The organism is Streptomyces rubiginosohelvolus (assembly GCF_014649875.1).
GTDB lineage: Bacteria > Actinomycetota > Actinomycetes > Streptomycetales > Streptomycetaceae > Streptomyces > Streptomyces rubiginosohelvolus.
Map to the genome: position 1 here is coordinate 239,233 of NZ_BMTW01000003.1, position 22,702 is coordinate 261,934.

19 protein-coding genes and 3 tRNA genes are annotated in these 22,702 nt (G+C 72.6%); 12 read left to right on the plus strand and 10 right to left on the minus strand.

Annotation, left to right across the window (positions count from 1 at the left end):
• Positions 1-119: 119 nt before the first annotated feature.
• Positions 120-551: a MarR family winged helix-turn-helix transcriptional regulator gene (locus IE134_RS10905; protein WP_030708049.1), complete on the plus strand. Its 432-nt coding sequence runs from the start codon at positions 120-122 to the stop codon at positions 549-551.
• Positions 552-560: 9 nt separating this feature from the next.
• Here IE134_RS10905 and IE134_RS10910 read toward each other — a convergent pair whose 3' ends face one another.
• Entirely contained in the window at positions 561-1,313 is a 753-nt protein-coding gene (locus tag IE134_RS10910) for an SCO2400 family protein (RefSeq protein WP_030708051.1), read from the minus strand.
• A gap of 124 nt (positions 1,314-1,437) precedes the next feature.
• Here IE134_RS10910 and IE134_RS10915 point away from each other — a divergent pair, with 124 nt between their 5' ends.
• From IE134_RS10915 to IE134_RS10925, 3 genes are all read left to right on the plus strand, one after another.
• The gene (locus IE134_RS10915; RefSeq protein ID WP_189430323.1) at positions 1,438-2,007 is read left to right on the plus strand and encodes a hypothetical protein; all 570 of its coding nucleotides are present in this window, start codon (positions 1,438-1,440) and stop codon (positions 2,005-2,007) included.
• A gap of 136 nt (positions 2,008-2,143) precedes the next feature.
• Complete coding sequence (locus IE134_RS10920; protein ID WP_030708055.1) at positions 2,144-3,181, plus strand: rod shape-determining protein; 1,038 nt, start codon at positions 2,144-2,146, stop codon at positions 3,179-3,181.
• A gap of 119 nt (positions 3,182-3,300) precedes the next feature.
• Positions 3,301-4,746: a sensor histidine kinase gene (locus tag IE134_RS10925; RefSeq protein ID WP_098017152.1), complete on the plus strand. Its 1,446-nt coding sequence runs from the start codon at positions 3,301-3,303 to the stop codon at positions 4,744-4,746.
• 64 nt (positions 4,747-4,810) lie between these two features.
• Here the strand turns inward: IE134_RS10925 and IE134_RS10930 are convergent, their stop codons facing one another.
• A complete protein-coding gene (locus tag IE134_RS10930; RefSeq protein ID WP_030577666.1) occupies positions 4,811-5,242 on the minus strand; it encodes an Lrp/AsnC family transcriptional regulator in 432 nt (143 codons plus the stop codon).
• Between the two features lie 118 nt (positions 5,243-5,360).
• Here IE134_RS10930 and IE134_RS10935 point away from each other — a divergent pair, with 118 nt between their 5' ends.
• Positions 5,361-6,584, plus strand: coding sequence for a nitrate/nitrite transporter (locus IE134_RS10935; RefSeq protein ID WP_030708060.1), 1,224 nt, complete (start codon positions 5,361-5,363; stop codon positions 6,582-6,584).
• Between the two features lie 58 nt (positions 6,585-6,642).
• On the opposite strand, the gene IE134_RS10940 is transcribed toward IE134_RS10935, so the two are convergent.
• Both IE134_RS10940 and IE134_RS10945 read right to left on the minus strand, forming a co-directional pair.
• On the minus strand, positions 6,643-8,808 hold the full coding sequence (locus tag IE134_RS10940; protein WP_189430326.1) for a glycoside hydrolase family 99 protein: 2,166 nt from the start codon (positions 8,806-8,808) through the stop codon (positions 6,643-6,645).
• Positions 8,805-11,294, minus strand: a complete 2,490-nt coding sequence (locus IE134_RS10945) for a PQQ-dependent sugar dehydrogenase (protein WP_189430328.1) — start codon at positions 11,292-11,294, stop codon at positions 8,805-8,807. The genes IE134_RS10940 and IE134_RS10945 overlap by 4 nt, the downstream gene beginning before the upstream one ends.
• Before the next feature lie 327 nt (positions 11,295-11,621).
• On the opposite strand from IE134_RS10945, the gene IE134_RS10950 reads away from it, so the two are divergent.
• Positions 11,622-13,142: an acyl-CoA synthetase gene (locus IE134_RS10950; RefSeq protein WP_098895497.1), complete on the plus strand. Its 1,521-nt coding sequence runs from the start codon at positions 11,622-11,624 to the stop codon at positions 13,140-13,142.
• On the plus strand, positions 13,135-14,652 hold the full coding sequence (locus tag IE134_RS10955; protein ID WP_189430330.1) for a carboxyl transferase domain-containing protein: 1,518 nt from the start codon (positions 13,135-13,137) through the stop codon (positions 14,650-14,652). The genes IE134_RS10950 and IE134_RS10955 overlap by 8 nt, the downstream gene beginning before the upstream one ends.
• A gap of 18 nt (positions 14,653-14,670) precedes the next feature.
• Here IE134_RS10955 and IE134_RS10960 read toward each other — a convergent pair whose 3' ends face one another.
• Positions 14,671-15,291: a TetR/AcrR family transcriptional regulator gene (locus tag IE134_RS10960; protein ID WP_030708070.1), complete on the minus strand. Its 621-nt coding sequence runs from the start codon at positions 15,289-15,291 to the stop codon at positions 14,671-14,673.
• Between the two features lie 104 nt (positions 15,292-15,395).
• Here IE134_RS10960 and IE134_RS10965 point away from each other — a divergent pair, with 104 nt between their 5' ends.
• Positions 15,396-16,136 carry an SDR family NAD(P)-dependent oxidoreductase gene (locus tag IE134_RS10965; RefSeq protein WP_030708073.1) on the plus strand — a complete coding sequence of 247 codons (741 nt, stop codon included), beginning with the start codon at positions 15,396-15,398 and terminating at the stop codon, positions 16,134-16,136.
• A gap of 27 nt (positions 16,137-16,163) precedes the next feature.
• Here IE134_RS10965 and IE134_RS10970 read toward each other — a convergent pair whose 3' ends face one another.
• Entirely contained in the window at positions 16,164-17,429 is a 1,266-nt protein-coding gene (locus tag IE134_RS10970; protein WP_189430332.1) for an MFS transporter, read from the minus strand.
• 222 nt (positions 17,430-17,651) lie between these two features.
• On the opposite strand from IE134_RS10970, the gene IE134_RS10975 reads away from it, so the two are divergent.
• A complete protein-coding gene (locus tag IE134_RS10975; RefSeq protein ID WP_189430334.1) occupies positions 17,652-18,158 on the plus strand; it encodes a hypothetical protein in 507 nt (168 codons plus the stop codon).
• 82 nt (positions 18,159-18,240) lie between these two features.
• Here the strand turns inward: IE134_RS10975 and IE134_RS10980 are convergent, their stop codons facing one another.
• Positions 18,241-19,284 (minus strand): NAD(P)-dependent alcohol dehydrogenase, encoded by a 1,044-nt coding sequence (locus IE134_RS10980; protein WP_189430335.1) that lies wholly within the window; start codon positions 19,282-19,284, stop codon positions 18,241-18,243.
• Positions 19,285-19,379: 95 nt separating this feature from the next.
• Here IE134_RS10980 and IE134_RS10985 point away from each other — a divergent pair, with 95 nt between their 5' ends.
• On the plus strand, positions 19,380-19,967 hold the full coding sequence (locus tag IE134_RS10985) for a TetR/AcrR family transcriptional regulator (RefSeq protein ID WP_030708081.1): 588 nt from the start codon (positions 19,380-19,382) through the stop codon (positions 19,965-19,967).
• 247 nt (positions 19,968-20,214) lie between these two features.
• Here the strand turns inward: IE134_RS10985 and IE134_RS10990 are convergent.
• The 3 genes from IE134_RS10990 to IE134_RS11000 form a co-directional block, all read right to left on the minus strand.
• Positions 20,215-20,288 (minus strand) — tRNA-Ile (locus tag IE134_RS10990).
• Positions 20,289-20,523: 235 nt separating this feature from the next.
• Positions 20,524-20,596: transfer RNA gene (locus IE134_RS10995), tRNA-Asn, on the minus strand.
• A gap of 5 nt (positions 20,597-20,601) precedes the next feature.
• Positions 20,602-20,674, minus strand: a tRNA-Asn gene (locus IE134_RS11000).
• 182 nt (positions 20,675-20,856) lie between these two features.
• Between IE134_RS11000 and IE134_RS11005 the strand changes: the two genes are divergently transcribed.
• Positions 20,857-21,162 carry a hypothetical protein gene (locus IE134_RS11005; protein ID WP_003969335.1) on the plus strand — a complete coding sequence of 102 codons (306 nt, stop codon included), beginning with the start codon at positions 20,857-20,859 and terminating at the stop codon, positions 21,160-21,162.
• Between the two features lie 59 nt (positions 21,163-21,221).
• Positions 21,222-22,673: an FGGY family carbohydrate kinase gene (locus IE134_RS11010; RefSeq protein WP_030708084.1), complete on the plus strand. Its 1,452-nt coding sequence runs from the start codon at positions 21,222-21,224 to the stop codon at positions 22,671-22,673.
• Positions 22,674-22,702 lie beyond the last annotated feature (29 nt).

The window sequence follows — 22,702 nt, forward strand, 5'->3', positions numbered from 1 at the left end:
TGTCCTACGGGGGGTGAGCCTCCGCGCCGTACTGGCTACTGCGCGAAAAGCTTCATGACATGAAACAACCATGCTCCTGAATATTTCATGATGTCAAGTAAATCGGTACGCTGTCGTCCATGGCCACTCGTACAGACACCCTTACCCTTGAGGTCGTCGAGCTCATCGGCACCGTCGTGGCGCGCTACCACGAGGAGTACGACCGGGCCGCCGCCGAGCACTCCCTCACGGGCGCGCAGGCACGGGTGCTCGGGCTGCTCTCGCTGGAGCCCCTGCCGATGCGGAAGATCGCCGTCAGGCTGAAGTGCGAGCCGTCGAACGTCACCGGGATCGTCGACCGGCTGGAGACCCGGGGCCTGGTCGAGCGCCGGCCCGATCCGGCCGACCGGCGGGTGAAGCTGGCCGCCGCGACGGAGACGGGCCGGCGCACGGCCCGTGAGCTGCGGGACGCGCTGGACTTCGCCCGGGAGCCGCTGGCCGGGCTCTCGGATGCCGAGCGCACGGTGCTGCGGGATCTGCTGCGCCGGATGCTGGGCGAGGAGACCCCGTAGGCGTCGCGCCTACGTGCACCACCACAGGAAGCGGGTGCAGGTCGGGGAGGGGGTCGGGCTGGGCGTCGGCTCCGCCGGGGGCGGCGGGGGTGCGGGCGCGGTCGTCGGCTGCTGCGGGTCGTCCGAGCCCGGTGGGTCGGCGGGCGGGCTGTCCGGGGCGTCGGACGGGTCAACCTCGTCCGGGTCCGGGGAGGCGGTGGGCTCGTCCGGGGTGGAAGCGTCGGGGCTCGGCGACCCGGACGGGTCCGGGCTCCCGCTGCGGGCGTCCGCCGGTTTCGCGTCCGTGCCGGGGCCCGTGGTCGCCCCGGCCCGGGAGCCGACAGGGCCGGGGTCGCGGGGTGCGTCGGCGGAGGTCTCCGCGGGCGGGGGCTTGGCCGGGTCGCCCGGCGCGTCGCTGACGAAGTCGGCCGCGGTGTCGTCCTGCCCGGGCTCAAGGGCCAGTTCCGCCAGGCTCAGCGCACCTGCGGCGAGGAGCAGCCCGAGGGCTCCGAGCAGCACGGTCCGGCCGCGTCTGCGGTGGCTGCCGCGGGCCCGCCGCCGGGAGGGGCGGGGCTCGCGGGCGGCGTCACGGCGGGCGGCCCTCCTGGTGCGGCGGGGGGCGTCGGTCTCGCCGGCCCGGGCGGTCGTCCCGTACGGCTCGTCCGGGGCGGGGCCGGCGGGCGCGGGCATCGCATAGGGGCCCAGCGCCTCGGCGGGCGTACCGCACCCGGCGCAGGCCAGGGCTCCGTTGAGATGCCGTCGGCACGGGTGGCAGTAATCCATGGCGCCCGCAGGTTAGGCGCGCGCGGAACAACCGGGGAAGCCGCCCAGGTGAGGATTGTGTGAGGAAGCTCGGCTTCCGGGGACAGCCGGTCCGATACGCCTGACACGCGGGAGGATGGGCGGCATGAGCACTCCCGCCCCCTTCGGCCCGCTCCAGTTCCAGCTCGTCCTGCTCCGCCGGATGGCCGATTTCCAGCCGGACCTGGTCGAGGATGCCCGGCACGAACTCAGCGCCTCCCTCGCCGACGTGCGGGAGGCCAACCGCCGCTGGCAGGCCATGGTGCGGGCGCCCCGGGGACGCGGATCGCTGCGGCGCTACCGCTCGGTCCTCGGCGAACCGGAGCTGATCCTGCCGCGCCGGGTCGGGGACCTGGAGTGCGAGGCGCTGCTGTGGCCGGTGCCGCTCTGGCCCGATCTGCGGTTCGAGGTGATGGCCGGGCCCGGCGGCGCCGTCTGGAACGAGTGGCTGGTCCGGGCCCCGGGCGCGGCGGGCCCGGAACTCACCTCCGTAACCGATCTGCTCCCCTGGTCGTGCACCGTGGACGAGGCGGCCCGCGCCTTTCCCCCGGCCCGGCCGATGGAGGGCAGCGCCCCGACCCGGTGGTCGCTCGCCGTCACGGATCCCGGGTCCGGCCGGGAGCGGGTCGCCGAGTTCACCTGGGGTCTGTTCCAGCGGCTGCTGCCGGGCGCGTGAGCTGAGGAGCCGTCAGCTCCAGCTCCCCTTCCGGCGCATCTCAACGCGCGCGACGGGCCGGACAGCGCCACAGTTGTCAGGAGAGATACCGGCTGCCGCCGGTGCCCCCTCCATCCGCGCGCTCGGGAGAATCGCCGTGACCGTCAGCCTTGAGCAGTTGCAGCGTTGCCATGTCGCCGTCGACCTCGGGGCCGCGAGGACCCGGGTGTACGTGAAGGGGCTCGGGCTCGTCGTCGACGAACCGAGCGTCGCCGCCGTCAACACCCGTACCGGCTCCCTCATCGCCGTCGGCGCGCTCGCCGAGCAGATGACCGGCCGCACCCCGGAGTACATCCGGGTGGCCCGCCCGGTCTCCGGCGGGAGCGTCGTCGACATCGAGATGGCCCAGCGGATGCTGCGTCATCTGCTGGGCGACAAGCTCCGCCGCCAGTTGCGCCGCAAGCCGCGGCTGCGCGCCGCCGCCTGCACCCCGCACGAGGCCGATCCGCTGGCCCAGCGGGCGACGGTGGAGACCCTCGTCGGGCTCGGCGCCCGCCGCGTCGAGCTGGTGGACACGCTGATCGCGGCGGCCGTGGGCTGCGGGCTGCCGGTCGAGCAGCCGACCGCCACCATGATCATGGTGTGCGGGGCCGCCACCACCCAGATCGCGGTGCTCTCGCTCGGCTCGATCGTGACCGCCGTACGGATCCCGGTGGGCGGCAACGCGATCGACGAGGCGATCATCCAGTACCTGCGCCAGCACCACGAGCTGCTGCTGCCGAGCCAGTCCGTGCGCCCGCTCCAGCTGGCCCTGCACGGCAACGGCATCCAGCTCACCGGCCCCGCGCTCACCGACATCCACGGCCGCGACGTGGCGACCGGGCTGGCCCGCACGGTGCAGGTCGACACCGCCGCCGTACGGCAGGCCATCAACACCCCGCTCACCGCGGTGCTCGACGGCGTGGGCAAGGTGCTCCGCGACTGCCCGCCGGACCTCGTGGCCGACCTCGCGGACCGCGGGATCATGATGGTCGGCGGCAGCGCTCTGCTCCCGGGCCTCGACCAGATGCTGCGGGACGCGACCGGGATGCCGGTGCACATCGCCGAGCGCCCCGACGTCTGCGCGGTGCTCGGTCTCGGCGCGATGCTGGACGGGAAGATCCAGCCGATGGTCCTCAACCCGCTGGCGGGGTGAGCGCGTCGGCGCGGACGCCGGGGACGGTGGACTCCGGACCGGCCGAGAACGGGCCGGCTCAGCCGGAACCGGCTCAGCCCGGAGCGGCTGGGTCCGATGCCGTCGTCGGGCGGCTGCCGATGCTGCTGGAGGCGGTCCTCAGCGTCGGCAGCGATCTGGATCTGGGCTCCACCCTCCAGCAGATCGTGGAGACCGCCACCGCTCTGACCGAAGCCCGCCACGGTGCGCTCGCCGTGCTGGAACCCGACCGGGACCGGATCGACGCCCTGTACACCACCGGAACGGCGGAGGCGGAGGCTGAGGGGAGCTTCCTCCGGGCGGCGATCGTGGTGCACACCGAGGTGTTCGGCCACCTCCACGTCGCCGGGAAGCGGGCGGGGCCGTTCACCGACGCCGACCTGGGTCTGCTGCGGGTGCTGGCCGCCCAGGCGGGCATCGCGATCGGCAACGCCCGGCTGTACGGGACGGCCCGGCAGCGCGAGCGCTGGATCGCGGGCGCGGCGGCCGTCACCACGGCCCTGCTGACCGGCAGCGACGCGGCCGACGCGCTGATGACGGTGGCGGAGCAGGCCCGGGTGCTGGCGGGCGCGTCGGCCGGGGTGATCCTCCAGCCGACGGAGGCGGGCGGGATGGAGATCGTGACCGCCTCCACGCCGGACGATCCGGCGGGCATCGTCGGCACGGTGATCGAGCCCGGGTCCGCGGTGCTCGTGCAGTTGCTCGGCGGCGAACCGGTCTTCATCGACGACTCGGCCACCGATCCCCGGATGACCACCGGCGTACGCTCCCGCTTCGGGCCGAGCATGATGCTGCCGCTGCAGAGCGGCGGGCGGCTCATCGGGACCCTTGCCCTTCCCCGGCGGCGCGGCGAGCGCCCCTACACGGATGTCGACCGGCTGCTGGCGACGCAGTTCGCCTCGCAGGCGGCCCTCGCCCTGGTGCTGGCGGACGCGCAGGCCGACCGGGAGCAGCTCGCGGTGTACGAGGACCGCGACCGGATCGCCCGCGACCTGCACGATCTGGTGGTCCAGCGGCTCTTCGCCACCGAGATGATGCTGGAGTCGACCCGGCGGCGGGCGGCGTCGGAGGAGGAGAGCGCGGGCGCCACGGAGGCGGGGCACGGCGGGGAGGCCGAGGAGCAGGCGGAGGCCGGGGTGCTGCTGGGGCGGGCCGTGGACGAGCTGGACTCCACCATCCAGGAGGTACGCACCGCCATCTTCGCGCTCCAGCAGCCGCCCGCCGCGGCCCCGAGCACCTTCCGGGGCCGGGTGCTGCGGGAGACCGGGGGCGCGGCGGCCCTGCTGGGCTTCCCGCCGTCCGTGCAGTTCACCGGGGCCGTGGACGCGCTGGTGGGCGAGGAGACGGGCCGGGAGCTGCTGGCCGCCCTGCGCGGGGCGCTGGCCGCGGCGCACCGCAGGCCCGGGGTCTCGGCCATCGAGGTCGAGGTGGACGCCACGGTCCGGCTGCCGGACGGGCGGATCGGGGTGCGGCTGGTGGTCGCGGACGACGGGCGCGGCGAGGACGGCGGCCGGCCGACGACGGTGACCTGGCAGGCCCCGGTCTGATCCCGGGCCCGTCCTCGCCCGCTCCCAGTGCTTCGAAACCGGCCCAGTGCTGCGAGACCGGGCCTCAGTGCTTCGGGGCTGCCCGCAGCGCGATCCGGGTGTTCGAGTGGGCGACGCCCGCCTCCCGTTTCAGCCGCCGCAACAGGCTGTCCAGCGCCCCCGGGTCGGCGGCCGTGGCCCGCAGGAGGTAGTCGTGGCCGCCGGTCACGTGCACCACCTCCGTGATCCCCGGCAGCATCAGCACCGAGCGTTCGAACTCCTCGTTCGTCGTGTCGAGGCGCAACGTCACATCGATGAAGACGACCAGGCCCGAACGGGTGTCGGCGGCCGGGTCGACGATGACGGTGAAGCCCCGGATGACCCCGTCGCGGCGCATCCGGCGGACCCGGTCGCCCGCCGCGTTGGCGCTGAGCCCCACGCGTACGCCCAGATCCCGGTACGAGATCCGGGCGTCCTCCTGGAGAATGCCGAGGATTTCCCTGTCCAGCCGATCCATACGGCGATTGTCCCAGCTTGTGACGATATTGGCTGAGGAAGCCCGGGGACGGGCCGTAGTCGCCCGGTCGGCGCAGTCCGACGGGCCGTGCGATGTCCCGCGCCCTTGACTTGCTGGTGTGGACACCTCTGTCAAGCAGTCCCCCGAGCCGCCCGCACCGGCGGCAGCGGCGCCGTCCCCGGCCGCGTACCGCAATCTCATCCTGGCGACGGTCGGCTTCGCGCTGACCTTCTGGGCGTGGAATCTGATCGCGCCGATGTCCGGGGACTACAAGGACCGCCTCGGGCTCAGCTCGTTCCAGCAGTCGTTCCTGGTGGCTGTGCCGGTGCTGGTCGGGTCGCTCGGCCGGATCCCGGTGGGGGCGCTGACGGACAAGTACGGCGCGAAGCTGATGTTCCCACTGGTCTCCGCGCTGACGATCGTGCCGGTACTGCTGCTGATCCCGGCGAAGAACTCGTACGGGGCGATGCTCGCGGTCGGCTTCCTGCTGGGGCTCGGCGGGACGACGTTCGCGATCGGCGTTCCGCTGGTCAACGCGTGGTTCCCGCCGCACAAACGGGGCTTCGCGCTGGGTGTGTTCGGCATGGGCATGGGCGGGGTGGCGCTGTCGGGGTACTTCACCCCGCGGATCGCGAAGCACGGCGACGATCTGCCGTTCCTGGTGGTCGCGGGGGCGCTCGTGGTGTTCGCGCTGGTGGCCGCCGTGCTGGTGACCGACCACCCGGGCCGGAAGATCCCCACGGACACCCTGGCGCACCGGCTCGGCGAGGCCGGGAAGCTGCGGGTGACGTGGGAGCTGTCGGCCCTGTACGCGATCGGCTTCGGTGGCATCGTGGCGTTCGGGGTCTATCTGCCGACGTATCTGAAGACCTGGTACGAGATGTCGCCGACCGAGGCGGGCACCAAGGCGGCCGGGTTCGCCCTGGTCACGGTGGTCTTCCGGCCGATCGGCGGCTGGCTCTCGGACCGGATCCACCCGGCGGTGGTGACCTCGGTGGCGCTGTTGCTGGCCGCGCTGATGGCGATCGTGCAGGCCTTCGAGCCGCCGCTGAACCCGGTCGGCACGATCGCGCTGCTGGCCATGGCGGCCGGGCTCGGCACCGCGAGCGGCAGTGTGTTCGCCCTGGTCTCGCAGGTGACGCCGCAGCCGAAGGTGGGCAGTGTGACGGGCATCGTCGGGGCGATGGGCGGCCTCGGCGGGTTCGTACCGCCGCTGGTGATGGGCGCGATCTACAGCGCCAAGGACTCCTACGCGATCGGCTTCATGCTGCTGTCCGATCTGGCGCTGGCGGGGTGTGTGTACGCGTACGGGCGGATGCGGACCATCCAGCGCGACGAGTGACGCGTCGGGCGTGGAGAACGGCCGCGTTCCCGCCGGAACGCGGCCGTTCGTGTGCGGGCTACCGGCGCTGCCGGAGCTGTTCTTCGAACCGGTCCGCCCAGTACGCGGTCCGGTCGAGGTAGGCCGTCTCGGCGGCTTCCCCGGTCTTTCCGTAGGCGCCCTCGAAGGTCTCGTAACCGTGGCCCGGGGGCGGGGTGGAGGAGGCGGGTTCGATGGAGCTGCCCTCGTGCCACTCGTTGAACGAGGTGACGGAGACCCAGGTGGGGTCGCCGCCGATGGCCGGGTCGAGGGCGTTGTTCCACTCCAGGTCGTACGAGGCGCCGTCCTCGCGGCCGAGGGTCGGGGTGGTGTTGCCGGGGACGGCCCGGTCGTCGATGTAGCCGGGGGCGACCGAGGGGGCCCAGACGAGACCGTTGGCCTTGGCGTAGTCGCCCGCGTTCTTCCAGCCGGGGGCGGTGGCGCCGGCGATGCCGTCGTAGGTGTAGATCCCGCCGAAGTGGTCGACCTTGCTGGTGTCGGTGGTCTGGGCGAGGACGATGGCGGTGTCCTTGACTGCGTCCAGGGCCGACCAGTCCTGGATCTTCAGGCTCTCGAAGATGTAGTAGGCGTTGCGGTCGCCGTTGGCCGCGTCCCGGTAGAACGCGGGGTGGTCGCCGAACTTCCCTTCCAGATAGGCGATGTCGTCGACGACGGACGCGGCGGTACGGCCGCCGTACGGTTCGATGTGCCAGGCGACCTCGATGCCGTGGCGGGCGGCGGCGTCCATCACGTCACCGGCGATGCTGTCCTCGTACCCCCCTTGGCCCCACCAGCTGTAGACGATGACGCCCGCGCCGGACCGTTTCACCCACTCCATGTGCTGGTCGACGGCTCCGGCGATGTCCCCGGAGTCGTACGGGCCGAGCTTCGGGTAGAGGTCGGCGCCGAGGGAGTCGGGCGGGGTGTGGCCGCCCTGCTGCCAGTGCCGCCAGCTGCCCGCCGGGCCCTCGGGGGTGCCGTACCAGGGGTAGTAGAAGAGGTGCACGTTGGACGAGCCCTCGTCCTCGGTGGCCGGGGCGCGGGTCAGGGTGAAGCGGTCCACGTCGAAGAGGGCGCCCGCTCCCCCGGTGAACCGCAGGAACAGCGGGCCCGTTCCGGCGGTCAGCGTGGTGGTGACCTCGGTGAAGGTCTCCCAGCCGCCGGTCGGGGCGACGTCCACGGAACCGAGGAGCGGCCCGGTGGCCGAGCCGGAGCGGATCTCGATCGTGCCGCCCGCACCGGCCGAGGAGACGGTGGCGGTGAAGGCGGTGGCCCCGGCGGCGTCGAGGGAGGAGTAGCCCGCCCAGTCGCCGTCGTCGATGTAGCCGAGGGTGGCTCCGCCGCTCGCCGATCCGTGGGCGGCGCTCTGGACGCCGGAGGAGGAGGTGTACGCCTCCGCCTCCGCGCTGTCGCCGCCCGGGCCCGGTCCTGGATCACCGGCGGAGCAGTCGGCCTCGACGGCTCCGGCCGCGTACTGGACTCCGCCGAGGAGGAGTTGGCGGAAGTCCGGGTCGGCGAAGGACTCGATGGTGTGGCCGAGCCCGGTGTAGAAGGAGCGGCCCTCCTGCTGTTCGTGGCACCAGGTGATGGGGTGGTCGCCCATCTCGCCGCCGCTGTAGCTGGATTCGTCCAGGGACTGGAGCACGTGGACGCTGTCGCGGGGGTTGGAGCGGTAGTTGTACCACTCGTCGGTCCGCGTCCAGGTGTCGTCCAGGTGCGCGGTCGCCGGGTGGGCGTGGTCCTCGGTGGTGAGGCGGGCCTCCTGGATCGCCGGGTGGCTCTGGAACCACGCCCCGACCAGGTCCTCGTACTCCGGCCAGTCGTACTCGGTGTCGGCAGCGGCGTGTACGCCGACGAAGCCGCCGCCCCCGTCGACGTACCCCTTCAGGGCGCTCTGCTGGGTGTCGTTCAGGACGTCGCCGGTGGTGGAGAGGAAGACGACGGCTTCGTAGTCGGCGAGGTTCGCCGGGGTGAAAGCAGCGGCGTCCTCGGTGGCGGTGACGGTGAAGTCGTTCTCCGAGCCCAGCTGTTGGAGGGCGGTGATGCCCGCCGGGATGGAGTCGTGGCGGAATCCGGCGGTCTTGGAGAAGACCAGGACCTGGTACGGGTCGGCGGCCGCCGCGCTCTGTACGCCGGGGCTCAGGAAGGCGGCCCCGAGGGTGAGGGCGACGGCGCAGGCGAGCCGTCGGGTACGGGATCGTCTCATCGGTCGTTCACCTGCGCTCCCTGAGTGGTGAAGGTGAAGGCGTCCAGGTCGAAGAGGCTTCCCTGGCCCGTCGGTCCGGTAAAGACGAAGAACAACTCCGTTGATCCGGCAGGGGCGTTGTTCACGTCGGCCGTGACGTCCACGAAGTTCTCCCAGCCGCCGGTCGGGGCGACGGGCAGGGAGGAGAGCAGGGTGCCCGTCGGGGAGCCGGCCCGTACCTCCAGGGTGCCGCCCGCGCCGCCCGAGGCGACCCGGGCCGTGATGGAGGTGGCGTTGGAGAGCACGTACGGCGCGAAGGAGACCCAGTCGCCGTCGTCCGTGTAGCCGACGGTCGCGCCGCCCTCCGCCGGGCCGTGCGGGGCGATCTCGATGCCGTTCTGGGCGGCGAAGTGCTCGCCCTGGCGGTGGCGGGGCTGGAGGATGGAGTCACTGTGCGTGGTGAGCCCGCCCGCGTCGGTGTACTCGGCGTCGAAGACCCCGTAGATGTTGGCGGCGCTGTCGTGCTCGCCGTCGACGGGGACGTCGATGGTGCCGGAGCAGCCGTTCTTCGAGGTGATCTGGTGGCGGTGGCTGTCGTGGCCGAGGAGGTAGGTGACCTTGACCTTGGAGCAGTCGACCGTGCCGTCCTCGGGGTCGCTGACGGTCACGGTGAAGGGGACGGAGTCGCCGAAGGAGAAGAGGCTGCCGTCCGCCGGGGTGGTGAGGGTGACCGTGGGTGCGGTGTTGCCCGCCGTCACGACCAGGCTCGCGGTGCCGGTGAGCCCTTCGGGGTCGGTGACGGTCAGGGTCGGGTTGTAGGTCCCGGCGGTGGTGTAGGTGTGGCTGGGGTTCGGGTCGGTGGAGGTGGTTCCGTCGCCGAAGTCCCAGGCGTAGGTGAGGTTTCCGCCCTCGGGGTCGGCGCTGCCGGCCGAGGAGAAGGAGACGGCGAGCGGGGTGGGCCCGGACGTCTTGTCGGCGGCGGCCTTGGCGACCGGGGACCGGTTGCTGCCCGCGAGGTACTCGACGCGGTACAGGGCCTGGTTGCCCGCGCCGGTGCCGTAGTCGAGGACGTAGAGCGCGCCGTCGGGTCCGAACGCGGAGTCCATGACCTGGGTGCCGGTCCACGGGAAGGTGTCGATGGTTCCCGGTGATCCGTCGGCCTTGACCTCGACCGGCTTGATCCACTTGCGGCCGTACTCGGTGGCGAAGAAGCGGCCGTCGAGGGAGGCGGGGAACTTCACGGCGGAGTCGAGGTCGGCGTCGAAGTTGTATACGGGCCCGGCCATCGGGGACTCGGAGCCGCCGCCGAACTCCGGCGGGGAGCCCGCGTCGCCGGCGTACCGGATCCAGGCGGGCTGGGCGGGCGGCAGGGTGGCGAGGCCGGTGTTGCGGAAGGAGTTGTTGGCGGGGCCGGAGGCACAGGCGTACTTCGCGCCGGACGGGCCGCCGGGGAAGGTGTACTCGCCGTACGTCTCCGTGGGCGTGTTGGTGCCCGTGCAGTACGGCCAGCCGAAGTTGCCGGGCTGGGTGACCCGGTTGAACTCGACCTGGCCGCTGGGGCCCCGGTTCGGGTCGGTGGTTCCGGCGTCGGGGCCGTAGTCGCCGATGTAGACGGCTCCGGACTCCTTGTCGACGGACATCCGGAACGGGTTGCGGAAGCCCATCGCGTAGATCTCGGGACGGGTGTTCGCGGTGCCGGGCGCGAAGAGGTTGCCCGCCGGGACGGTGTAGCCGCCGTCGGCCGTGGGCTTGATGCGGAGCAGCTTGCCGCGCAGGTCGTTGGTGTTGCCGGAGGAGCGCTGGGCGTCGAACTGCGGGTTGCGGTCGGTACGTTCGTCGATCGGGGCGTAGCCGGCCGACTCGAAGGGGTTGGTGTCGTCCCCGGTGGTCAGATACAGATTCCCGGCGGCGTCGAAGTCGATGTCGCCGCCGACGTGGCAGCACTGGCCCCGGTCGCTCTCGACTTCCAGGACGACCTTCTCGCTGCCGAGGTCGAGCGTGCCGTCGGCCTTGAGGACGAAGCGGGAGAGGTTGAGGTGCCCCTTCCATGCTGCGAAGTCGGCGGCCGAGCCGGTGGTGGGGGCGTCGCCGGGCGGCGTGTTCAGGAGCGGGGAGTAGTAGAGGTAGACGAAGCGGTTGGCCGTGAAGTCCGGGTCGACGGCGATGCCCTGGAGGCCCTCTTCGTCGTGGGTGTAGACGTCGAGCTTGCCCGCCGTCTTCGTCGACCCGGCGGCGTCGGTCAGCCGGACCGTGCCGTCGCGGGCGGTGTGCAGTACGGACCGGTCGGGCAGCACGGCGAGCGACATGGCCTCGCCCAGTTTGGCTGCTCCGAGGGCGAGTTGGACCTGCTGGTAGTCGGCGGCGGGGATGTCGGCCGCGATGCGCGGGGCTCGCGTCTCGGGGTCGGCGGCGAGGGCCGGTCCTGCGGCGGGGACGGCGAGCGTGGCCGCGAGGAGGGCGGCGAGGGCGGTGGCGTATCTGGACCACCGCGGGGGTGCGGGTGACATGGTCGAGTGGTTCCTTCCTGACGGTACGTGGGGTCTGTCAGGCAAGGCGCTGTCGCGCTTTGCGACGTGCAGGGGGAGGCTCGGGCGCTCGGGTGCGGGCCGGTTTTTCCCTGGAGAGAGCGCTCCAACTCGCTTACTGAGCAAGCTTTTTGCATGCTGGCAACGCAAAATTAATTTGTCAATGCTGTGTCGAAATTGCGGTTCGATGCTCCGTGCAGCCATGTGGCGGACGGGGCGGGCCCTCCGAATGCCCGACCTGGGGTGACGCTGCCCTCATCGGTCTCCGGGTCCCGGCGGTGCCGCCGCCGACGCCCTAGGCTTCCCGGCGTGACCCTCCTTCTTCCCGCGCTCCAGTCCCCCACCGGCCCGGCAGCCTCCCGGGAGGCCGTCCGGTTCGGCGCCCTCTCCCTGTCCTACGGCGAGCTGGCCGCCGCCTCCACCGCCCTCGCCGCCCGGATCGCGGACGCGGGCCGGGTCGCCGTCTGGGCCACCCCGACGCCGGAGACGGTGATCGCGGTGGTGGCGGCGCTGCGGGCCGGGGTTCCGGCGGTGCCGCTCAACCCTCGTACGGGCGAACGCGAGCTGGCGCACATCCTGGGCGACAGCGAGCCCACGGCCGTGCTGGCGGGCCCGGACGACGAGCTGCCCCCGGGGCTGGAGAAGCTGCGGCGGGTGACGGTGGACGCGCGAGCGGCGGCGGTCCCGGTAGCCCCGGCAGGCTCTCCGGCGCACGGGGCGGGCGCGGCGGGCCCCGACGTGTACGAGACCGGCGAGGCCGGTCCCGAGGATCCGGCCCTGATCGTCTACACCTCCGGCACCACCGGCCCGCCCAAGGGGGCCGTCCTGCCTCGCCGGGCCGTCGCCGCTTCCCTGGACGCGCTGGAGGACGCCTGGGGGTGGACCGGCGACGACGTCCTGGTCCACGCGCTGCCGCTGTTCCACGTCCACGGGCTGATCCTGGGCGTCCTCGGCCCGCTGCGGCGCGGCGGCTCCGTGCGCCACCTGGGGAAGTTCTCGCCCGAGGGCGTGGCCCGTGAGCTGGGGTCCGGGGGCACGATGCTGTTCGGTGTACCGACGATGTACCACCGGCTGGCGGAGGCGCTGGACGGACCGGCGGGTACCACCGAACGGGACGCGCTGGCAGGGGCGTTGGGCGGGGCGCGGCTGCTGGTCTCCGGTTCGGCGGCGCTGCCCGTGCACGACCACGAGCGCATCGCGGCGGCGACCGGGCGGCGGGTGATCGAGCGGTACGGCATGACGGAGACCCTGATGAACACGGGGATCCGGGCGGACGGCGTACCACGCCCGGGTACGGTGGGGCCGCCGCTCGCCGGGGTGGAGCTGCGCCTCGCGGAGGACGACGGCGCGGTGCTCGACGAGCCCGGCGCCATCGGCGAGATCCAGGTCCGGGGCCCCAACCTGTTCACCGGCTACCTCAACCGGCCCGACGCCACGGCTGCCGCCCATACGGCGGACGGCTGGTTCCGTACGGGCGACGTGGGCACGGTGGACCCGGACGGGTACGTCACCATCGTCGGGCGCAAGGCCACCGACCTGATCAAGAGCGGCGGCTACAAGATCGGCGCGGGCGAGATCGAGAACGTGCTCCTCGCCCACCCCGGAGTCCGGGAAGTGGCGGTGACCGGCGAGGAGGATCCGGACCTCGGCGAGCGGGTGGTGGCCTGGGTGGTCGCGACGGACCCCGAATCCCCGCCCTCCCCGCAGGAGTTGGCGGACCGGGTGGCGGCCCAGCTGGCCCCGCACAAGCGCCCGCGCACCGTGCGCTACCTGGACGCGCTGCCCCGCAACGACCTGGGCAAGATCATGAAGAGGTCGCTCCGTGCCTGACGCCACCCCCGCCCGCGCGACGGCTCGTGAGGCGATCGCCCTGCTCACCGGCGCGGCGGGCTTCACCGAGCACCGCCCGTCGCCGAGCCCCCTGCCGCCGGACGGCCCGCTCGGCTGGGCCGGGTACGACGCGGCACGGGAACGCGCCTCGGCCCGGACCGGCGAGGAAGAGTCCGTGGTGTACGGCACCGGGGTCGTCGGGGACCGCGCGTGCGTCCTGCTCTCCTTCGAATTCGGCTTCCTGGGCGGCTCGTTGGGCCGGCAGACCGGAGACCGACTGGCGGCCGCGTACGAACTGGCCCTGACCCGCCGCCTTCCGCTGCTCGCGCTCGTCGCCACGGGCGGCAGCCGGATGCAGGAGGGCATGGTCGCGCTCACCCAGCTCCAGCGGGTGGCCGCGGCCTCCGTCCGGCTGCGCGCGGCCGGCCTCCCGCAGATCGCGGTGGTCCGCGACCCGACGACCGGCGGCGGCTGGGCCACGGTGGGGGCGGGCGCGGATGTGGTGCTGGCGCTGCCGGGCGCGCAGGTGGGCTTCGCCGGTTCCCGGGTACGGCCACCGGGTGCCGACCCGTACGCGTACAGCGCCGAGGGCCAGTTCGCGGCGGGCCAGGTGGACGCGGTCGTCCCGGCCGACGAGCTGACCGCCACGGTGACGGACTGGCTGCGCGCACTGGGGCCGCACGAGGAACTGCCCGCAGCGCCGGTGCCGGGTGCGCTGTCGGCGGGCGGTGGCGAGCCGGGGGCCGGAGCCGGTACGGGATCGGGAGGCGGTACGGGATCGGGAGCCGGTATGGAGGCGGGAGCCGGCACGGGCGCGGGAGCCGCTACGGGATCGGCAGCCGGTACGCCGTCGGCGGCCGGTGCCGAGTCCGTGGCCGACAGGGACCCGGCGGCCCCGCTTCCCGAGACCGGGCGGGAGGCGGTGGCGCGGGCGCGCGATCCGCGACGGCCGCGCGCGGAGGCGTATCTGGCCGACTACTTCGCCGTACGGCTCCCGCTCCACGGGGACCGCTCCGGCTCCACGGACCCCGGGCTGCTCTGCGGCTTCGGGCTGCGCGCGGACGGGCAGCCGGTGGCGTACGTCGCCCAGTGCGGTACGCCGACCCGCCCGGCCGGATACCGCGCGGCGGCCCGGACGATCCGGCTGGCGGACCGGCTCGGTATCCCCGTCCTGACCCTGGTCGACACCCCCGGCGCGGCCAACGACGCCGAGGCGGAGCGGGCGGGCGCGGGCGCGGCCATCGCGGACACCTTCGCGGCGATCGCGGCGGCCCGGATCCCGGTGACGACGCTGGTGATCGGTGAGGGCGGTTCGGGCGGGGCGCTGGCGCTCGCGGCACCGGGCAACACCCATGTCACGGTGGACAGTTACTTCTCCGTCATCGCCCCGGAACTGGCCGCGGCGATCCTCAAGCGGCCGCCGTCGGAGACGGGCGCCACCGCCGACCAACTGCGGCTGCGCCCGCAGGACCTCGTGGACCTGGGCTTCGCCCGCTCGATCGTCGGTTAGACACGGTTCAGGACCCGCTCATGGCTGCGGGGCCGCCTGTCGCACCAGGGTGTCCCAGAGGCCGACGGCCCGGTCCACCGTGGAGCGGAGCCGCTCCACGGGCACGCCGTCGCGCGCCTCGATCGAGAGGCCGTACAGGATGGTCGCGTAGAAGTCGGCGACGGAGCGGACGTCCGTCTCCGGTGCCAACTCACCTTCGATGATCGCGCGTTCCAGCCTGTCCTCCAGCTCGGCAACCGTTCTCCGGCGGTGGCCGGCCAGATGCTCGGCGACGCCTCTGTTCTGGTGGGCGCAGTTGGCGGCCGCGAGGACGATCATGCAGCCGCTGGGCGTGCCCGTGTCGGCGAAGATGTCGATGTTCCCGCGCAGCATGGCTTCGACGGCGGCCCGGGCCGTCGGCTCCTCGCGCAGCGCGCGGGTGGTCGCCGAGCCCGTGGTGCTGCCGTAGAGCGCCACGGCCTCGCGGAACAACTGCTCCTTCGAACCGAAGGTGTTGTACAGGCTGGCGGAGTTGATGTTCATGGCGCCGGTCAGATCGGTGAGCTTCGTGCCCTCGTAGCCGAGCTCCCAGAACACCTCCATCGCGCCCCGCAGCGCCACCGTGCGGTCGAACGCCCGCGGTCGTCCTCTTTCAGCCATATCTGCCTTCTCGTAAGGGAGTTCGTGCCACCCCAGTCTGCCCGGTGTGTATTTTTAGATCGTTCGACCTAAAAATAGCTCACCATGGCGGCGGAAGGAACAAGATGTCTCAGCTCGCGGGCAGAGTGGCGTTGGTGACCGGGGGAAGTCGCGGCATAGGCGCCGCGGTCGCTCTCCGACTGGCGGAGGGCGGCGCGGATGTGGCGCTGACCTATGTGAACGCGGCCGACAAGGCGGCGGAGGTCGTGGCGGCGATCGAGGCCCTGGGCCGCAAGGCGCTGGCCGTCCGGGCCGACAGCGCGGACCCGGCGGCCGTCGTGGACTCCGTGGAGCGGGCCGCGGCCGCGTTCGGCCGCCTCGACATCCTGGTGAACAACGCCGGGATCTTCCCCTTCGGCCCGGTCGAGGACACGCCCCTGGCCGAGATCGACCGCACGCTCGCGGTCAATGTGCGGGCCGTCTACCTCGCCACCCAGGCCGCCCTCCCCCACATGGGACACGGCGGACGGGTCATCAGCATCGGGAGCTGCTGGGGCGCCCGCGTCCCCGTGTCGAACGTGACGCTGTACGCGATGAGCAAGTCGGCGCTGGTCGGCTTCACCAAGGGCCTGGCGCACGACGTGGCGCCCAAGGGGATCACCGCGAACATCGTGGACCCCGGCCCCACGGTGACCGACATGAATCCGGCGGGTACGGAGGTGGCCGAGGCGGAGCGTCTGAGGACGGCGGCGAAGGTCATGGGGGCCGACGTGGACATCGCGAACGCGGTGGCCTTCCTGGCGGGCCCGGAGGCGCGGTGGATCACCGGCACCACGCTGGCGGTGGACGGCGGGTACACGGCCTGACGGCTCTCTCGTCCGCTACGGCTACGGCTACGGTTGCGGGTCGCGGGCGTCGTAGCGGGCGAAGGCGCGCCACTTCAGCGCGAGCAGGGCGACGCCGGTGACGCACAGGACGCCGCCACCGGTGACGGCGACGGTGGGCGATGCGAGGTCGGCCACCGAGCCCGCCAGAAAGTCGCCGAGGCGGGGGCCGCCCGCCACGACGACGATGAAGACGCCCTGGAGGCGGCCGCGCAGTTCGTCGGGCACGGCCGCCTGGAGCATCGTGTTGCGGAAGACCATGGAGACGGTGTCCGCGCAGCCGGCGAGGGCCAGGAACACCAGCCCGAGCCAGAGGTTGCGGGTGAGTCCGAAGACGGCGATGGCGGTGCCCCAGAAGCCGACCGCCAGCAGGATCGCGAGTCCGTGCCGCCGGATCCGGCCGAGCCAGCCGGAGAACACCCCGCCGAGCAGCGCGCCGAGGGCCGGGGCGGCGACGAGCAGGCCGGTGGTCCGCGCGTCGCCCCCGTACCAGAGGACGGCGACGGCCGGGAACAGGGCGCGGGGGTGGGCGAGGACCATGGCGCACAGGTCGGTGAAGAAGGTCATCCGCAGATTCGGCCGGGTCCCGAGGAACCGCAGCCCGTCCAGGACGGAGGCCCGCTTGCCCGCCTCGCCGTCCTTGCGGTCGGGCAGCATCGAGGGCAGGCGCCACATCGCGTACAGGGAGGCGGTGAAGCAGACGGCGTCCACGGTGTACGCGGCCCGGTAGCCCCACCAGCCGACGATCAGGCCGCCCAGCATCGGACCCACGAGCGTGCCCGTCGTGCCGGTCATGGTCGTCAACGCGTTGGCGGCGGGCAGTTGTTCGGCCGGCAGCAGCCGGGCGATCATCGAGGAGCGGGCCGGGGCGTTGAGGGCGAAGCAGACGGCCTGGAGGGCCACGATCGCGTACAGCAGCCCGACGTGCTCGATGCCGCCGACGGTCGCCGCCACCAGGACGAGGGAGAGCCCGAACGACCCGGCGGCGCTGAACAGCCCGAGCTTGCGCCGGTCGACGGTGTCGGCGACGGCCCCGCCGTAGAGCCCGAAGACGACGAGCGGCACCAGTGAGCAGAACCCGATGAGCCCGACGGAGAACGCGGACCCGGTGATGTCGTAGACCTGGAGCGAGACCGCCAGCGCCGTCATGCCCTGGCCGATCCAGGAAACGGTGTTCCCGAACCAGAGCCGCCGGTAGTCGGGCGAGGTCCGCAGGGGCGTGAGGTCGGCGAGTATATGGGTGCGTCGTGCACGCGGTTCGGCTGATTCGGTCACAGGGGATGGTAGCCAGGGCCCTTGATCCGACAGCTCCGGGGGCCGGGACAGCACCGCGACCGGCAGGGGCAACCGAACAGGTTGCCGACTTGGCCGGAAGCAGATGCGCCACCGGGATACGGTCGGAGCCGTCCTTGCCATCACCCCGAGAGGCTGCTCGCGTTGTCCGCGTCTGTCCGAGGATCTCTCCGGCGTCACCGGTTCATCGGCACGGCCGTCTCCGTGTCGGCCGCCATCGCCCTCGCCGCCACGCTGTCGGCGTGCGCCGGCGACGGACCGCCGAAGAAGGCGTACACCGTGCCCGCGTCGCTGTGCGGAATCGCCGTGGACCCCGCACTGGTGAAAGCCGTCCTGCCCGGCGGGGACTCGCTCACCACGGCCACCGTGAAGCCGAACGGGGGAACGGTGCGCTGCAACCTGTCCGTGGACGGCAAGGATGCTCTCAGCCTCGCCCAGGCCTGGTGGTCCCAGGGGCAGACCACGGCGACGGTCTCGCAGGGGTACTCCCACACGGACGACGGAACGTTGTCGGAGGACGAACGCTTCGTCCACACCGGGAGGGCCGGCGTCGGCCGGACCGTTTCGTCCTGCGAGGTGTCGGAGCACCCGGAGCAGGACCTCTACATCGTGGTCGAGACGCGCGACACGGGCGTCGGCGACCCCGAGGCCATCGAGAAGCTCCTCGTCGCCTACACCAAGGCCGTCGAAGGGTCACCGGCCTGCCGGTGACCCGCAGGCGCCGTTCGCGGACGCCCTGCCGCAGGCCGAAGCGGGCGGGCGTCCGCGTGACGAGCCGTGGGGTGTGGGGTGTTCAGTCCAGGTCGGCGAGGTCGATGACGAACCGGTAGCGGACGTCGTTGCGGCGCAGGCGCTCCAAGGCCTCGTTCACCCGCGAGGACGGCAGCAGTTCGATATCCGCGGTGATGCCGTGGGCGGCGCAGAAGTCCAGCATGGCCGCGGTCGCGGGCAGGCCGCCGCTGCCTGCGGAGCTGAGCTTCTTGCGCCCCACGAGGAGGTCCATGGTCTCCACAGTGACGGGCCCGAGGTACCCGAGCTGGCTGAGGGTGCCGTCCATGGCGACGAGCCGGAGGTACGGGCCGAGGTCGTGCGGCGCGGAGATGGTGTCGATGACGACGTCGAACCGGTCCCGCGCCGCGGCCAGTTGTTCCGGATCACCGGACACGACGAGGTCGTGCGCGCCGAGGCGGCGCGCGTCCTCGGCCTTGTCAGGCGAGCGGCTGACGACCGACGTGGTGGCGCCGAGCGCCACGGCCATCTTGACCGCGAGGTGCCCCAGCCCGCCGAGCCCCGCCACGGCGACCCGGCTCCCGGGTCCCACACCGAGGGCCCGCAGCGGCTCCCAGACGGTCACACCGGCGCAGAGGAGGGGAGCGGCGGCGGCCGGGTCGAGGCCCGCGGGAAGGCGGTGGGCGCACCGGTCGCGGACGACGTACTCGCGGGAGTACCCGCCGAGGGTGGGCGAGCCGTCGTGCCGGTCGGTGCCGCCGTAGGTCAGGGTCGGGAAGTCGTGGCAGAAGTTCTGCTGGCCCGCCCGGCACATAGCGCACCGGCCGCAGGAGTCGACGATGTTGCCGACCGCGACAAGGTCGCCGACGGCGAAGCCGGAGACGTCGGGCCCGGTCGCGGTGACGACGCCGGTGAACTCGTGGCCCGGGACCAGAAGATTTCCGGCCCCGCCGTCGTCACCGTCCAGCGCGTGCAGGTCGGTGTGGCAGACGCCGCAGTAGTCGATCCGCACGGCGAGATCGTCGGCGCGCAGGTCGCGACGCTCGATCGGGGCGCGGCGCAGCGTGCCGGTGGTGCCGTCCGCCTGCCATCCGGTGGTGGAACGCATGACTCCTCCTTAAACAGACTGTTCGGTCTATCCGAGAGTAGGCACCCTTCCGGGCGAGAAGCAAACCAACTGTTCTGTCTGATAGCGTCGTGGACATGGCGGATCAGCCCCTCACCCCTCGCGGAGCCGCGACCTACCAGCGCATCCTCGACACAGCGACACAGGAGTTCGCCGAGCACGGCATCGCCGGCGCCCGTATCGAGCGGATCGTGGCCGCCGCGCGCACCAACAAGGCGCAGCTCTATGCCTACTTCGGCAACAAGGAGCGGCTCTTCGACGCGATCTTCCACGCGTCCCTGGAGCGGATCACGAACGTCGTGCCGATCGACGCGGCCGACCTCGCGGACTGGGCCGTACGGCTCTACGACGAGTACCTCCTGCGCCCCGACCTGATCCGGCTGGCCACCTGGGCCCGTCTGGAACGCCGCCCGGCCGGTCACCTCGTCGTCGAGCACGAGCACTACGACGACCGCAAACTGCGTGCCATCGCCGAGGCCCAGGCGGCCGGCCGGGTGCGCCCGGGCGATCCGTTCGACGTGCTGGCCCTGGTCATCGGTATGTCCATGGCCTGGTCACCGGTCAGCAACGTCTACGCGGCGACCGCCGACGAACCTCCCGAGCTGCACGAGCAGCGCCGCACACTCCTGCGCGAGACGGTCCGGCGCGCCGTCGCGGCGGAGTGACGCCGACCGCGCCGAGGGGTGCTGCTCCCGACGGGCCCGCCCCGGCGGCGGCGAGGCAGGCCTCCCGCAAGGCTCCGAACAGGCGACGGTACGCCGCGCGGAGGGCTGCCGCCCCCGGGCCGCTCCCGCCCCCTGTGTGTCCCCTGGTTCTTGATCCGAACGAATGAACGGGGGCCGCCACTCCGAAGTGGCGGCCCCCGTTTCACGTTCCCGCGGGTAGAAACGGTTCTCCACGAGATCCGAACGGTGGGGCGGGTGGGACTCGAACCCACGGCCGACGGATTATGAGTCCGCTGCTCTAACCGGCTGAGCTACCGCCCCGTTTCGGCGTGGCGCGTACAAGTGTGCGCACCGTCTGCCGCAGCATAGCCGGTCATACGATCTCTCGCTTCGGTTGGCCGACTTCACCTGATCTTGAGGACGTCGCTGCGTGCTGCCCGGTTGCAGGGAAGATCGAGACGACCCGAAAGAGTCGTACCGAGGCCCTGTCCACCGCCCTGGAGGGGATCAGGGCGCGCACGCGAAAGAGGACCCCGAAGGGCCCTCTCCCGTTCTGCTCCCCCGACTGGACTCGAACCAGTAACCCTCCGGTTAACAGCCGAATGCTCTGCCAATTGAGCTACAGGGGATCGCGCTCCCCCGACTGGACTCGAACCAGTAACCTGCCGGTTAACAGCCGGCTGCTCTGCCAATTGAGCTACAGGGGATTGCTGCGTTGCTTCGAAATCGTACCTGCCTGGCGGCTGCCGGGCGGCGCGCGTTCGCTGCGACACATACATTAGCGCAAGCAGGGGGGTGCTCCGCCAATCGGTATCGCCCGGGGTGATCTCGGGTGCTCGCGGGTAGGCGGGCTGCACACGTCGCACCAAGCGTAGGAAGGGTGGCAGCCATGCGGTACCGGCTCACGTTCATCGCCGGAGTGGCCCTCGGTTACGTGCTCGGCACGCGAGCCGGGCGCGAGCGTTACGAGCAGTTGAAGAAGTCGGCCCGGCAGTTCACGGAGAACCCCGCCGTGCGCAACGCCGCCGAGAGCGCCGCCCACAGCGGGCGGGACATCGCCGGCAAGGCGTACCACTCGGTCAGCGACAAGGTCGGGGACAAGGTCCCCGCATCGGTCGCCGAGCGGGTCCGGTCGCTGCGGGACCGCAGCAGCCAGAACGGCTTCGAGGACGACTGGGGGACGACCAACACCTGAGGGTGCCGTGGGGCGCAGGTGAGTTCCGGGATGGTCCCGCGGTGCGGCAGAATCTCCCTATGGGCATAGTCGCGGGGCTGGACAGTTCTTCCGCCTTCACTCACATCGTCGTCTGCGACACGGATTCGGGCGCCGTGCTCCGGGAGGGGTACGCCGCCCATCCGGTCGAGGCCAAAGCCGCCGAGGTCGATCCGCAGGCCTGGCTGCTCTCGCTCGGTGAGGCGGCCTCCGGCGGGCTGCTCGAAGGCGTGCAGGCCATCGGGGTCTCCGCGCAGCAGCACGGGCTCGTCCCTCTGGACCAGCAGGGCAATCTCGTACGCCCGGCCCTGCTCGGCAACGACCGGCGGGCGCAGGTCGCCGCGGCCGATCTCGTCGACGGGCTGGGCGGGCGGCAGGCCTGGGCCGAAGCCGTCGGGGCCGTGCCGAGCGCCGCGCAGCCGGTGGCGAAGCTGCGCTGGCTGGCGCGGACCGAGCCGGAGAACGCCCAGCGGGTGGCCGCCGTGCTCCAGCCGCACGACTGGCTCGTGTGGCAGTTGCTGGGCCGGCCCGCCCGGCGGACCACGGACCGGGGTGCCGCATCGGGCACCGGCTACTGGTCGGCCGGGTCCGGCTCCTACCGGCCCGATCTGGTCGAGCTGGCCCTCGGGCACTCCGCCGCCCTGCCCGAGGTGCTCGGGCCCGCGGACTCCGCCGGGATGACCCCGGAAGGGCTGCTGATCTCCGCGGGCACCGGCGAGACCATGGCCGCCGCCTTCGGGCTCGGGGTCGCCGTGGGCGACGCGGTGGTGTCGCTGGGGGCCTCCGGGTCCGTGATGGCGGTCCACCACGAGGCGCTCGCCGATCCGAGCGGGATGATCACCTCGTTCGCCGACGCCACCGGCATGCATCTGCCGGTCGTTCACCTCTCCAACGCCGTACGTGCCCTGCGCGGCACCGCCGAGATGCTGGGGCTGGACGGGCTGGAGGAGTTGTCCGCCCTCGCCCTGAAGTCGACGCCCGGGGCCTCGGGGCTCGTCCTGCTCCCCTATCTGGAGGGCGAGCGCACTCCTCAGCTTCCCCACACCGCCGGCACCCTCTGCGGGCTGCGGCGTGAGTCGATGAAGCCCGAGCACTTGGCGCGCGCCTCGTTCGAGGGCATGCTGTGCTCGCTCGCCGACGCCCTGGACGTGCTGCGCGGGCGGGGTGTGGAGGTGCGGCGGGTGTTCCTGCTGGGGGCCGCCGCCGAGCTCCCCGCCGTACAGGCGCTGGCTCCGGCGGTGTTCGGCACGCAGGTCGTGGTGCCGCAGCCCGCCCAGTACGCGGCGATCGGCGCGGCCCGGCAGGCGGCCTGGGCGCTCGGGGTCTCGCAGGGCTCCCTCGACCCGCGCACTCCCCCGGCCTGGCAGGGTGCGGCGGCCCAGGTGCTGGAGCCCGGTGACGAGCTGGCGGTGGGCGGGGCGGTGCGGCAGCAGTACACGGCGACCCGGGACCAGATCCACCCCGGGGCCTTCGGCGGGCAGCACCCGGCGTAGGGCCCGCTTCTCGGTCAGCGGCCCGCGCC

What these genes read in the sequence shown, in the direction of transcription:
- IE134_RS10905 (WP_030708049.1), top strand. Translation starts at nt 120, where the DNA reads ATGGCCACTCGTACAGACACCCTTACCCTTGAGGTCGTCGAGCTCATC.
- IE134_RS10910 (WP_030708051.1), bottom strand. Translation starts at nt 1,313, where the DNA reads ATGGATTACTGCCACCCGTGCCGACGGCATCTCAACGGAGCCCTGGCC.
- IE134_RS10915 (WP_189430323.1), top strand. Translation starts at nt 1,438, where the DNA reads ATGAGCACTCCCGCCCCCTTCGGCCCGCTCCAGTTCCAGCTCGTCCTG.
- IE134_RS10925 (WP_098017152.1), top strand. Translation starts at nt 3,301, where the DNA reads ATGCTGCTGGAGGCGGTCCTCAGCGTCGGCAGCGATCTGGATCTGGGC.
- IE134_RS10930 (WP_030577666.1), bottom strand. Translation starts at nt 5,242, where the DNA reads ATGGATCGGCTGGACAGGGAAATCCTCGGCATTCTCCAGGAGGACGCC.
- IE134_RS10940 (WP_189430326.1), bottom strand. Translation starts at nt 8,808, where the DNA reads ATGAGACGATCCCGTACCCGACGGCTCGCCTGCGCCGTCGCCCTCACC.
- IE134_RS10945 (WP_189430328.1), bottom strand. Translation starts at nt 11,294, where the DNA reads ATGTCACCCGCACCCCCGCGGTGGTCCAGATACGCCACCGCCCTCGCC.
- IE134_RS10960 (WP_030708070.1), bottom strand. Translation starts at nt 15,291, where the DNA reads ATGGCTGAAAGAGGACGACCGCGGGCGTTCGACCGCACGGTGGCGCTG.
- IE134_RS10965 (WP_030708073.1), top strand. Translation starts at nt 15,396, where the DNA reads ATGTCTCAGCTCGCGGGCAGAGTGGCGTTGGTGACCGGGGGAAGTCGC.
- IE134_RS10980 (WP_189430335.1), bottom strand. Translation starts at nt 19,284, where the DNA reads ATGCGTTCCACCACCGGATGGCAGGCGGACGGCACCACCGGCACGCTG.
- IE134_RS10985 (WP_030708081.1), top strand. Translation starts at nt 19,380, where the DNA reads ATGGCGGATCAGCCCCTCACCCCTCGCGGAGCCGCGACCTACCAGCGC.
- IE134_RS11005 (WP_003969335.1), top strand. Translation starts at nt 20,857, where the DNA reads ATGCGGTACCGGCTCACGTTCATCGCCGGAGTGGCCCTCGGTTACGTG.
- IE134_RS11010 (WP_030708084.1), top strand. Translation starts at nt 21,222, where the DNA reads ATGGGCATAGTCGCGGGGCTGGACAGTTCTTCCGCCTTCACTCACATC.